The sequence below is a fragment of the Pseudolactococcus plantarum genome (assembly GCF_002441715.1).
In the GTDB taxonomy this organism is placed as follows: Bacteria; Bacillota; Bacilli; order Lactobacillales; family Streptococcaceae; genus Pseudolactococcus; species Pseudolactococcus plantarum.
Genome location: NZ_JXJX01000011.1, coordinates 73,430 through 86,145, shown reverse-complemented (window position 1 = coordinate 86,145; position 12,716 = coordinate 73,430). Strand labels below are relative to the sequence as shown.

Sequence of the window (12,716 nt, the reverse complement as noted above, 5' to 3'; positions counted from 1 at the left end):
AACTGTCTGTTTTATTTGGGGCTTGACAACTGACGTGTATGTCAGTGGCGTTTTTTTTTTGACTGAAAAGGTTGCATGATGGATGACAAAATCTCTTAAAGTTATCCCCTAATATACGATCAGTCCATGCCGAAATAAACAGTCACCTCAATCACCCACAGCCACTTTATTTGTGGTACAATGATATCACAAAATTAAATGAGAAAGTGTGATGACATGAGCAAGAGAGAAAAAGAATATAGTGATGTAATGGAAGACCTCTATGATTTGGTCTTAGATCCTACTATTCATGAGTATGAAAGAGAAGCACTATTAAAAGCAAAGAACGAACTTGAAAAAAATAGCTATTTTCCAAAAGTTATGGCGAATTTGGAATTTGATTTAAGACCTTATGCGATTCAGTCCAAATTATCAGAACCTGTTGGTAAATTTTACATGAAAGCATCTACTAAAGGCAGATTTGATAGGGAATTAGGAAAAGGCTTGGCTGCTACGCCCATCACATTTGGCTCTATTTTATAAGCGAATTTATAAGCGAAAGAAAAATAATGCGCAGGTAGCATTATTTTTTTAGTTAGCATAATGATGTAAACCTGAGAATTTTATGACAACATAATAAGTTTTGCATGGTGTATAATGAAGATAAGCCATACGAAACTAAGTTTTGTATAATCATGCTTATGCGATGAAGGAGAGTTATGGACAACAAAAAAGAGTACCAGGCATTATTTTCAGAAACATTAGCAAAAATAGACTCAGAAAATAAGAACTTGACTAAGATGAATATTCTTGTCAGCGGGAAAAGTGGCGTGGGCAAGTCAACCTTGATTAACGCTGTCTTTGGTGAGGAGTTAGCTGATACGGGCGTAGGTAAACCCATGACGAATAAAATCAAGCTGATTGCCAAAAAAGGCTTCCCGATACAGATCTACGATACAGTTGGCTTGGAATTAAAGGCAACAAAATTTGACGTCAAATCAATTTTGAAAGTGATCTCGAAAAATGATATCAAAAAATTAATCCAGAAAAAACAAAAAACCAAGGGCGTAGATGATGATATTCATGTGGCTTGGTATGCGATTTCAGGCAACAGTGCGAGGATTGAAAAAGTTGAAATTGACTTGATTAATTGGCTTATCAATCAAGGGATCCCTGTGATTCTTGTATTGACGAAAAGTTTTGACCAAACAGAATCAAAGCGCTTAAAACGAGAATTGCTTGATGTGGTGCCTAGAGCTTCAGCCGTGGTCAGGACATTAGCTAAACCTTCTGATACGACAGATGCTTTTGGTGTCGAGGAGTTGATAGAAACAACCTTTGATGTTTTACCAGATGGGATCAACACAGCTTTTGTCCATTCGCAGTCTGCTTGTATCGAGTTAAAGAAACGCGAAGCACAAAAAGTAGTCACATCTAGCATGGCAAAGAATTTTGGTATTGGCTTTGCCCCTCTTCCTGGTATGGATGCACCACTCATGATGGGTGCACAAACGGCAATGATCGCGAAAATTACGAATATCTTTGGTGTAGATGTCCGTAAGAAACAGATAGAAACGATTATTTTAAGTATGTTAGGCGTCTATGGTGCTATGATTGCAGGTAAAAGTTTAGCAGGAGGTATTGCTAAATTGGTCCCAGGCATTGGCACGATTGGCGGCGGTTTAATTTCAGGTAGTGTCGGAATGGTGATTACTGGTGCCCTTGGTCGGACGTATATCGAGTTAATGACTTTGGTTGTCACCAAAAAAGTAGATTTATCAGCCATCACACCCAATGAATTGACAGATCTGCTTGTTTCTCTAATGCCTAAGTTTTTACCTAATTTTCCAAAACAATTGAAAATGAAGTAAGGGGAACTTTAGAAAATAAGCACAGGTAAGTCATATCGTTTTGAGATGATGGTATGAACTAAGGTGTATAACTCCTCAATTTGAGTAAACTTGAGTTAGATCATGGCGCGACACAGTTATTAAAAACGCATCATGCGTTTTTTTTATTAATCGTATACAGCGTATAGATGGTAATGAGGTGTAAATGCAACCTGTTATTTTGAACTTGCTAGGGTATATAGTCTAAATTAGAAAAATAAAACGATTTTAGAAAACGCTTACTTTTTGCTATAATAGGATATAAGTAGTAAGCTCAAGACTTTGGGGAACTTAGCTTTCTGGGGAGACATGCTGGTAACTGATATAAAAGACAAAGCGTTAGGGACGTTTTGTGATCAGAGAATTATTGCCGTGTTAATATACCTGAGTGATAAGGAGGATAAGAAACATGCCTTATAAAAAGTACGGAGAAACCTTTCATAAGTTAAGAAAGCAAAAGCAAGTCCCCTTAGTTTATTTTGAAGAGATTGGTATCTCAAAAACAGCTTTATCAAAGTTTGAAAGAGGTGAGACGATGCTTGGATTTGATCGCCTGACCTTTGCGCTTCAAGCTATAGATATTACTTTAGAAGAGTTTGAACATCACCTCAATAATTTTTCGCTAAGTATTATCGAAAGTATCTCCGATGATATTTTTGATTTATCAATTAGAGCAGATGATCAATCACTGTTAGAACTCTCTAAAGAGCTGGAAGAAAGTAACTATAAAATTTTTTCATTACTGAGTCAACTGGCACGTCGTCAGACTGATTGTAGCGTTGAGGAGTTAGCCAACAAACTAGATGAGGTTAGAGACTTCCTTTATGCTGTAAAAATTTGGGGATACTATGAACTGTGTGTGCTTTTTCATAGTGTATTTTATCTGGAAATAGATGAAATTGTGTTTTTTAATGATCTATGTCTCAATAAGCAGCGCAAACTCTTTAACATCCCTCACTATCGAACAAAACTACTAGATTTGATTTACAGGTCGATTAATTTATTGGTTCAAAAAGGTGAGGAAGAATGGAGTAGTTATTTACTTGAAAAGATAGCAAAGTATCAAGTCCCGCATACGATGGCTAATCAAAATTTCAAAAACTTAACGCTTGGGTATTGGGAATATCGGTTTGGTAATCATCAGATAGGTTTAAAACAGATGCAAGAAGCCATAGGGGTTATAGAAGATATAGAAACAGATGCGATGGCAAATTACATCGTGAATGCTTACAACTTCTTAGTAAGAGAAAATGGAAAAAGGGCTACTAATGGATAGTAGCTCTTTTTTGTTATGTAAATAAAGTGAGAGATAGCGCTGCAGTAGTAGGTAATACTAACTTAGCTTCACATAAAGCATGCTTATCTCCAATACCTACAGAGTAACTGCCTGCTGCATTGATTGCCCGAATGCCTGCTACGGCATCTTCTATACCAATGCAGTCACTTGGTAAAAGTCCTAGTGCATGAGCGCCTTTTAAGAATATATCTGGATCTGGTTTACCTCGAACAAGCGTTGCAGGGTCAACAATATGGTCAAAATAATGTGTTAGCCCTATACTGTCTAATAGCTGTGGTGCATTGAAACTCGCTGAAGTAATCGCCATTTTTATCTTGTTTTTTTGGCAGGAGATAAGAAACTCTGATATACCAGGTAGAATATTATCTTGGGTCATGTTACGTATTAAAGACTTATAGTAGTCGTTTTTATCATCACATAATTGTTTGATCTGCGCTTGTGAAAAACGATCGAGAGAGTGGTTATGCGCTAAGATGAGCTTAAACGCATCTATTCTTGAGACACCTTTTAGTTGAGACTCTAAGGCAGCATCAAGTGTCAGATTACAGAGGTTAGCTAAATGTTGCCAGGCTTTTAGATGATAGGTAGCTGTATCTGTAATGACACCATCTAAGTCAAATAAAATTCCTTTTAGTAACATCTTGTATCAAACCTCCCACAAAAAGCATCCACAGGACTCTTGCCTCTAAAAGGACTTTTACCTAATAATTTATCGATTGTAGCTGTGACAACCTGTGGCTGGTCGCTATAGGTGTTGATATAGACTGGAACCCGTGGTGCATCTACTAAATGATAAGGATTGCCAAAAGAAATCATGATTGTAGGGATTTCCTTTGTAAACAAAGGTACAAATTGGGCCATGGGCATACCAAAGTCTAAGCGGTTGGTCACTTGATTGCTTTTGCCTTGAAAATTCATCGTATATAAAATGAGATCATACGTCTCTTTAAACTTTTGTCTGTTTCCGATGATGGCATCCAAGGCAAAAGCTGTATCTGATACCTCAGGCTTAGTGACTTTAAACCCTTCTGCTTCGAGTATAGGCATGACTTGGTCACCTACAGAGTTCCCGTTATGTCTATCCAGTAAAAGGATATGTTGGTGTTTTTTGATATCTAATTTATCAAATGAAATTTCATTTTTTACTAAAGTAATGCCTTCATCAGCAACTGCTTGTTTTAAGTCTTCAGGAGTTTCTGATAGAGAAGGCAGTCCTTTTTTATCAAGTGATTTTAAAAGTGCTTTTGTACCTAGGATTCTGGTTATTGCTTCAGTTAAACGCTCAGGCGTGATGACTTCATCGATAACTGCTTGATGGATAGCTTGATAGTCCTCTGCTAAATCAGCAGTAAATAACAACATATCGCATCCAGCCTTGATTGATGCTACAATTGCCTTTTTTCTAGGATAAAAGCTATTAAATCCTCCCATGTTGGAAGCATCTGTAATGATTAATCCGTTAAAACCAAGTTCTGTGCGCAGTAATTTTTTAAGTAATAGTGGAGATAAGGTTGCTGGTTTGAGATCGTTATCAGCTATGTCTGGGCAGACCTTGCGCTCATACTCTGGTAGTAGAATGTGTCCAGCCATGATACAAGGTGCACCATTATCGATTAGTGTTTGATAAACTTTACCATAGGTCTCTAACCAGTTTTCAAAAGATAATGAATTGATGGAAGGCAGTAGATGTTGGTCACGGTTATCAACCCCATCTCCTGGAAAGTGTTTGATAACAGGTAATATCTGTTGCTCGAGAAAGCTATTGATAAAGCTTTGAGAGTGTTGAATGACATGTGCGACTTGATCACCAAAACTTCTGGTCCCTGTAATTGGATTATCAGGGTTTAATTGTAAATCAGTAACAGGAGAAAATGTCATGTTTACACCTACATGACTGGCTGTTTGCGCCATATCTGTGACCGCTTTTTTTACTAAATGATCATGATTGGTCGCAGACAGTAACATGGCACTACCATATCCCGTTTCATGTGCAAGCAAAGCGTTGATGCCACTTTCTATATTGGCAGAAAAAAATGGCTGAATTGGTAAGTTAGTTGCTGCAAAATCAATCACTTCATCAATCACAGATTGAGTGGTTGGACGAAACATGAGCCCACCTGGTTTATAGGTTTTTAGTTGCTGAAAACTATCTTGTTTAGTGAGCATCTCAGAGTGTAGTAGGAAAAAGAGTTGCCCAACTTTTTCAGCTACTGTCATATCTTCTATGGTTTTGATTAAGCTATCGGCTTTTTCTTTTGACAAATTAAAAGGTGGTGTTGTTAGTATCGTTAATGAATTCATAATGACTCCGTTCTAGGTTGTTTTGTTGCTCGATTTGGCAGATTTATGGTTCGCTAAATCTAAAATAATTTTTTGGTATAAGTCAGAATTTAGTTTATAATATCGTAATGCCAAAACACCAATGAGTAAACCAGTTACAGGAACTATTGATAGCAGACTTTTTAGCGTCATAAGCATTTGTGGTGTTTGCGTCATGCCAGGGTTGTAGCCGATACCTGTTAATACCCACCCCGCAATAGCACCCGATAGGCCGGTTGCTAGTTTGGAGCTGATTGTATTTGTAGAAAAAATAATGCTTTCTGTTCTAATTTCAGTTTTCCACTCACCATATTCGACACAAGTAGCAATCATATTTGTAAAGAATAAAGAATAAACCCCTAACATGGCACTAGACATCCCATCAATGACAATATAAAACATGGAGATATCTGTTTGGATGAAATAAATTAAGTAAAGGGTGACCTGTATCAGTACGCAGATACTCATAATGTACTTGTCACTATACTTTTTCAATAATTTAGGGCAAGAGGAGATCAAGATAAGGGTTAAAGGTAGCGCAATCATAGAGGCAAAAGAGCCAAGAGAATCGTTACCAAGTTGATATTTGTAAAAATAAATGGCTAAGGCACCCTTTATCGATAGTGGTATATAAATAGCGAGTTTGGCTATGATTAAAATGAAGAGTTGGTCATTATATCTTAGTGCAGTCAGAATATCTTTGAGTGTCAGTTTTTTTCGAGAGTGTTTGTTTGTCTTATTTTCGTCATCAATGATTGATAGAGATCTAGAGAGTAGCCAACCTGCTATCGTAAAAATACAGGCTAAAATGATAGATAATAGTAGAAAACCATTACGATAATTCCCTTTACCTAATAGATGAACTAGAGGCATTTGGGTAATTCCTAGACCAAATGCAGCAAATAAAATACCGGATTTACAAACTGTTAGTAACTTTACGCGCTTTCTTTCATCTTTAGTGATAGATGGCACTAGAGACCAGTATGCGATATCAAAGAAAGCATAAGCTAGCCAAAATAAGAGGGTGATGACATAGACATAGATGAGGTAGACTGGTTTACTAAAACCAGGTTGAAAAAATAGAGCGATAAGTAGTAAGCTGATGATTGCAGGCATGACGATCACATAAGGTTTATACTTGCCCCATCTTGTGTTTGTCTTCTCGACTAGTACAGCAACACATGGATCGATAACTAAGCTGATAACGCGGACAACTAGTAGAATGGTACCAACGGTTGCAGCAGAGAAGCCGACAGCTTCAGTGAAATAAAAGAGATAGGCACTTGTCATTAGAGCGTAGACCAAGTTTTGTCCGATGCCTCCTAATGTGTAAGACCGAACAATTTTGTTAAAGTTTTGCATTTTATAATCCTCCTTTTGATACCAGTATACACGGAAAGAAAATGCTTTTGCGCCAAGCTATCATTATTCTCACATATGAGAATAATGATAGCTTTGGTATGACTTGTAATGACATGTCTCTTGATGGTATCGTCACTTTGATCAGAATGCATCGTTAGTTGCTATGATGCAATAAAAAAGAACACTCACATCATAATGGGTGTTCTTTTTAGTCGTTATTGTTTTATATGCTTGTTTCATTAGCTAGCATACCTATTTTTAATTGATGATGCTATATTACTTAATGTCTGAGATGATATCTGCTATACCTTGTGTAATCGGTATTGGCGTATGGCCTAGCAACTGAGTCAAATCATCACTAGCTACATCGAGTTCTCCAGCCGCTATATCAGCTTGAATGGCAGTGATAATACCTACGACTTCTTCTGGTAAACCAGCACGAGTTAAGGCTGCTTTGTAGTCTTCTATGGTCATAGCAATCGCATCAATGCTTTTGCCACTTGCTGTTTCAAAGGCTTGATGTAACTCAGCATAAGTTAACAATGGACCTGAGAGTTCGTAGATAGTATTTGCCGTAAAGGGTTGCACTAAGGCATGAGCAGCGGCTTTAGCATAGTCTTTTTTAACAGCCCAACCGACTTTCCCATGACCACCTGCATAGACAAACCCTTTTCCTTCAAGCGCATCTTTAAAGATACCTGTTTCATTTTCTAAGTACCAGTTATTGCGCAAGATTTTATAGGCTATACCAGACGATTTGATTAGGGATTCAGTCAAGATATGATCAGGGGCAAGCACAGAGTGTGACTGCTCAGCATTGGCTAAACTCGTATAAACAAGTTGTTTGATGCCAGCTTGTTTTGCGGCTTCAATGACTTGTTTATGCTGCACGTCACGGCTCACTGCCTGTCCTGGTGCACCAGATACAAACATGAGTGTCTCAATACCTGAAAATGCCTTAACTAAACTTTGTTCATCAGCATAGTCACCGATACGTACATCATAACCCGCTGCTGCAAAAGGCTCACCCTTTGTTTTTGAACGCACGAGAACTGAGATATCTTGATGCGGGATTGTTTTAGATAATTCAGTTAAGATACCATTACCAAGTCCACCTGTCACGCCAGTAAGTAAATAAGTCATTGTTAATCTCCTTTATTGTTTGGTTGTAACTTTTTTAGTTACAACTATTTACCCATATGATAACAAAGAAAACAGGTACTGTCAATTTTAAACACTCGAGATAATAAAAAGACTAATGCTTGTCCAGTTTGACAAGTATTAGTCCTGTATATATTGGTTTGTTTTGTCTAATAGCTGTGCGATCGTTTTCGTTTTTAGAAAGCTCTCGAACGTCTCTTGGGCATGGGCTAAATCATCATCTAAAATCGCATGGATATTTTTGCCCACAACACAGGCTGGATTAGGGTTATTATGGAAATTGAAAAGTCCTGCTTTTGGCACGACCTCAACAGCACGATAGACATCAAAATAAGTAATGTTCTCTGGTGTTTTAGCAATACTAGCACCACCTTGCCCACGTTTAACAGTGATAATATCAGCTGTTTTGAGATGGCCTAGTACTTTACGCACGACAACTGGGTTGACACCAATAGAGGCGGCCATCAGTTGGCTGGTCATTTTTTCCTTATCTTTTGTGCCAAGGAGCGACAAGATATGTAAAGCAATAGTGAAACGACTGGATAATGGCATGATATCTCCTATCAGGGTAGTGAAGTCTTCTCAATTATAGTGAACGGTAATTTAAATGTCAACTGCTTGAATCCAATATTTTAATGACAATTTAATTTGATTAATGTTAGAATGAAGATATACAGCTATCAATACATAAAAAGGAGTATTAATATGCGGATAGATACAGATAGATTAAGTCTAAGACCTTTCAAAGCAATGGATGCTGAGGATATTTTAGGGTATTTGGCAGATCCTAAAGTTAACTGTTTTAAAGATGAAAAATTGACAACTTTGGATGCAGCGCAAAAAGAGGCCCTTAAGAAAAGTAAAGATGACTCGAAAATAGCTGTGGTATTAAAAGATGGTCAGAAGGTTATCGGGGAACTATTTTGTGAATTTAACGAGCCGGATACGTATTTTATTGGTTGGCACTTTAATCCGAATTATGAAGGGAAAGGCTATGCAACAGAAAGTGCTAGTGCCATGATTCATGACTTATTTACAACTCAAAAGGCTAGACGGCTAAGTGCCTACATCGAAGATGATAACTATCCGTCTCAAAACTTAGCTGAAAAGTTAGGGATGAGAAGAGAAGGTTTATTTTTAGAGTTTATTTCTTTTGTGACAGTAGATGGACAACCAAAATATGAAAATACGTATCAGTATGCTTTGTTAAAAAAGGAATGGCTAAAACAACACGCCAAGACTCAGTCGTAGGGGTTTATCTTATCATGAATATGTTTTGATTAGACAATGTGTCTAAAATTAGTTATAATAATTATCAGTTAGTGAACACAGACATATATTGCTTGAAGATAATTTGTTCAACTTATTTTGGACAGTATGTATAGATGAAATTGAGGGGTAATCGTGATAGACAGAAAAGAACAAACTAAAGTCATGCTTCGTGATGCCATGTCACAGCTTTTACAAGAAAAAGCATTTGATCAAATTACGACGACTGAGTTGGTAAAGGTTGCAAAAATAAGTCGCAGTGGGTTCTACACACATTACAAAGATAAGCGAGATATGATCGATGAGTATCAAAAAGCGCTATTTAATAAAATTGAATATATTTTTGAAAAAAACAAAGGGTTTCTCAAACAAACGATGTTAGAAACTTATGAATTACTTTATACCAACGATTTGTATGCTGCTTTATTTTCTAAAAATGGAAACCAAGAAAGCCAGCAATTTATGCAAAATCAATTAAAACTTATCTTAGATCGCTCAGAATTACATGAGAGACATAAGTTAGAGCAGTTAGACGACTTAGCTGATATTTATGCGACGACTTACTATGCCAATGCTATTTTTGGCTTGACACAAACTTGGATTGATCGCAAACGTAAGGAGTCACCAGAACAAATCGCAAGTTTACTGATGTTACTGGTTAATAAACCTGACGTGCAGCAGTGATGTTTATTGTGTTAGTTATGAAATAAAGGAGAGTAAGTGAAACACATCAAAAATACGTGGCAACTATTTATGATTGATTGGCAACGGATTTTTAAAAATCCGATTGCCATCTTTTTAATGGTTGCCTTAATGTTTATTCCATCATTATATGCTTGGTTTAATATCAAAGCGCTTTGGGATCCCTATGCAAATACCTCACAACTGCCTATCGCTGTCTATAGTGCTGATAAAACGCAAAAATTTCAAGATAAATCGATTAATATCGGTGAGGATGTCTTAAAAAATCTCAAAAAAAATAAGCAACTTGGCTGGCAATTTGTTGACTCAAAAGCAACTTTAGATAAAGGTGTCAAATCAGGAAAGTATTATGCTGGGATTTATCTGCCATCTGACTTTTCTAAAAATCTACTTAGCTTTACGACTGGCGATATCAAGAAACCAGAAATCGTGTATTCGATTAATGAAAAAATAAATGCAATCGCACCAAAAATTACATCAAAAGGGGCCTCGTCTTTACAGAGTCAGATTTCTGAAGAATTTATCAATACAGCAAGTCGGACACTTTTTAACACCTTCAATACGATTGGTTACGATTTGGATAAAAATATGGTCAGTATCCAAAAAGTGAAAAGCATGATTTTATCGACGAATGATAATTTGGCAACGATTGACCAATATACACAGCAAGTTGTTGCCCTTCACGGAAAACTCCCTGAATTAAAAGGTAAACTGGATAAGGCAAATCAATTCGCTAATTATCTACCACAAGTGGATGACTTAGGCGATAAAATTGTCAAACTTGACAATAATATGCCAACCATTAAAAATCAACTGTCAGTTATCATGACCCTGCAAGGTAAAATACCAGAGATTCAAAATGCTGGTAAGCAACTTGCCATGATTGATCAAGATTTTGCGGGCGTACAACAAACGATGACGAATGGGATTCAAGAAGCCAAGCAAGGCCTAACGATTATTCATCAGGTACAGACTGCTTTGCCAGATATTAAAAAACTTGGTAATGATGCGACTAAATTAGCAGATGTTAGCCTTTCTGGTGCAACTCAATTAAAAGATGCACTCCCAACGATCACAAATAGTGTCCAAGTGACACTGCAGTCACTTAAAACAGTTGCTGATTCGACGAGTTCAATCGTTACGACGGTTGAACAAGCAATTGCTGATGATAAGCTGACACCAGATGAAAAAGCACAGATTAATCAGTTAATTCAAGCTGCCCAAGCTAATATTACCACGCAACAAACGGCGATCAAAAATCTTGTTGACTTGATGAAGCAGGTCGAAACCAATGCTGGTAATCATGATCTTGATCCTGCAATTTCTCGATTGGAAGCTTTAAGTACCGTACTAGGTCAAGTTAGCGAAAAAATCGGTCAAGTTAACGGCTTCATACAAAATGATGATATAGCTGCTGTTGAAGCAGTGTTAGATCAAATCAATATTTTATCACAAAATATTTCAGCCTTGGTTGGACAAATTGATGTATCAAGTATTAGCACAAGTGTTAAAAACCAGTTAGAGCAATTTATCAAAACTGTAACTGAGGCAAAGGGACTATTAACTCAAGCACAAAGTATTGATTTTGATTCCCTTCTTAATGCGACAAGTCAAACGGTAACGAATGCGATTGCCATACTTGAAAAGTATCAAAAAGAGATGCCTGCTATCCAACAAGAAGTCCATGACGCCAATACCATGTTAAATGGAAATATGACGGCCATCGTGGATGGGATTAACAAAGGTGCATCATTGTACCAAAATGAACTGCCAGTTGTCTCACAAAAACTAGACCAAGCTGCTGATTTTGTCAAAAATGATTATCCAAGTATTCGAAAAGATCTCACAGATACATTGGGGACAGTAAATCAAAAAATGCCAGAGTTAGAATCGGCTTTGAATCAAGCCAATGACTTGATTGCTAATGACTGGCCAAGTATCAAAGCGGGTGTTCAAAAGGCTGCAGATGCCATTCGAAAAGGGGAGAAAGAAGTTGACCTGGGCAATATCGTCAAGCTCCTCAAACTGGATGCGACCAAAGAAAGTGATTTCTTAACCAAACCTGTCGATATCCAAGAAAATGCGATTTATCCTATTGCAAACAATGGGTCAGCAAGTACACCATTTTATACAGCCCTATGTTTATGGGTAGGGGCAGTTCTCTTTTCTAGTTTAGCTGTGACTGAAGTGTATATTAAAGATAAGGATAGGGGGCGTTACTCGAAACGCGAGCAGTTTTCTGCACGGATGTTGACCTTTATCGTGATGGGAATTGGTCAAGCGCTTATCGTCACATTAGGTAACTACTTCGGTCTAGGTGTATCTGTTCATAATCCAGTCTATAGTGTTTTGTTTGCGGAACTGATTGCCATTATCTTTATGATTATGGTCTATGTATTGGTTGGTTTATTTGGTAACATCGGTAAAGGGATTGCCATTATCATCCTTGTCCTATCCATTTCAGGTGGTGGTGGTAATTATCCCATCCAAGTATCTGGTAAATTCTTCCAATTCATTAATCCGTTTCTGCCATTTACGCATGCGGTCAACTTACTAAGGGAATCCGCTGGTGGCATTTATTGGCCAAATGCCTGGTCTGCTATTTTGATCTTGGTGTCAGTTGGCGTTGTATTTTTAGTAGGCGGTATCTGGCTGTTTCCACATATTGAGCCAACGTCTAAAAAAATCTCAGAAGCTGCACACAAAAGTCATATTTTCCATTAATAAACAATCACATT

11 protein-coding genes are annotated in these 12,716 nt (G+C 37.3%); 6 read left to right on the top strand and 5 right to left on the bottom strand.

Annotated features, from left to right (window positions below):
- The first annotated feature begins 198 nt into the window (after positions 1-198).
- The 3 genes from RU87_RS08110 to RU87_RS08100 all read left to right on the top strand — a co-directional run bounded on the left by RU87_RS08110 (position 199) and on the right by RU87_RS08100 (position 3,144).
- Entirely contained in the window at positions 199-522 is a 324-nt protein-coding gene (locus tag RU87_RS08110; RefSeq protein ID WP_244173071.1) for a bacteriocin immunity family protein, read from the top strand.
- A gap of 176 nt (positions 523-698) precedes the next feature.
- Positions 699-1,850, top strand: a complete 1,152-nt coding sequence (locus RU87_RS08105) for a GTPase (RefSeq protein WP_068163804.1) — start codon at positions 699-701, stop codon at positions 1,848-1,850.
- Between the two features lie 427 nt (positions 1,851-2,277).
- The gene (locus RU87_RS08100) at positions 2,278-3,144 is read left to right on the top strand and encodes an Rgg/GadR/MutR family transcriptional regulator (RefSeq protein ID WP_068163806.1); all 867 of its coding nucleotides are present in this window, start codon (positions 2,278-2,280) and stop codon (positions 3,142-3,144) included.
- A gap of 13 nt (positions 3,145-3,157) precedes the next feature.
- Here the strand turns inward: RU87_RS08100 and pgmB are convergent, their stop codons facing one another.
- The 5 genes from pgmB to RU87_RS08075 all read right to left on the bottom strand — a co-directional run bounded on the left by pgmB (position 3,158) and on the right by RU87_RS08075 (position 8,559).
- A complete protein-coding gene (gene pgmB, locus RU87_RS08095) occupies positions 3,158-3,805 on the bottom strand; it encodes a beta-phosphoglucomutase (RefSeq protein ID WP_068163809.1) in 648 nt (215 codons plus the stop codon).
- Entirely contained in the window at positions 3,796-5,466 is a 1,671-nt protein-coding gene (locus tag RU87_RS08090; protein WP_068163812.1) for a glycoside hydrolase family 3 protein, read from the bottom strand. Before RU87_RS08090 ends, pgmB begins: the two co-directional genes overlap by 10 nt.
- A 12-nt stretch (positions 5,467-5,478) precedes the next feature.
- Positions 5,479-6,846, bottom strand: coding sequence for a glycoside-pentoside-hexuronide (GPH):cation symporter (locus RU87_RS08085; RefSeq protein ID WP_068163814.1), 1,368 nt, complete (start codon positions 6,844-6,846; stop codon positions 5,479-5,481).
- A 276-nt stretch (positions 6,847-7,122) separates the two neighbouring features.
- Positions 7,123-7,989, bottom strand: coding sequence for an SDR family oxidoreductase (locus RU87_RS08080; protein WP_068163817.1), 867 nt, complete (start codon positions 7,987-7,989; stop codon positions 7,123-7,125).
- Positions 7,990-8,127: 138 nt separating this feature from the next.
- On the bottom strand, positions 8,128-8,559 hold the full coding sequence (locus RU87_RS08075; RefSeq protein ID WP_068163820.1) for an Rrf2 family transcriptional regulator: 432 nt from the start codon (positions 8,557-8,559) through the stop codon (positions 8,128-8,130).
- A gap of 153 nt (positions 8,560-8,712) precedes the next feature.
- On the opposite strand from RU87_RS08075, the gene RU87_RS08070 reads away from it, so the two are divergent.
- From RU87_RS08070 to RU87_RS08060, 3 genes are all read left to right on the top strand, one after another.
- Positions 8,713-9,258: a GNAT family N-acetyltransferase gene (locus RU87_RS08070; RefSeq protein ID WP_068163825.1), complete on the top strand. Its 546-nt coding sequence runs from the start codon at positions 8,713-8,715 to the stop codon at positions 9,256-9,258.
- Between the two features lie 153 nt (positions 9,259-9,411).
- Positions 9,412-9,960 (top strand): TetR/AcrR family transcriptional regulator, encoded by a 549-nt coding sequence (locus RU87_RS08065; protein ID WP_068163831.1) that lies wholly within the window; start codon positions 9,412-9,414, stop codon positions 9,958-9,960.
- A gap of 36 nt (positions 9,961-9,996) precedes the next feature.
- On the top strand, positions 9,997-12,702 hold the full coding sequence (locus RU87_RS08060) for a YhgE/Pip domain-containing protein (protein WP_068163834.1): 2,706 nt from the start codon (positions 9,997-9,999) through the stop codon (positions 12,700-12,702).
- Positions 12,703-12,716 lie beyond the last annotated feature (14 nt).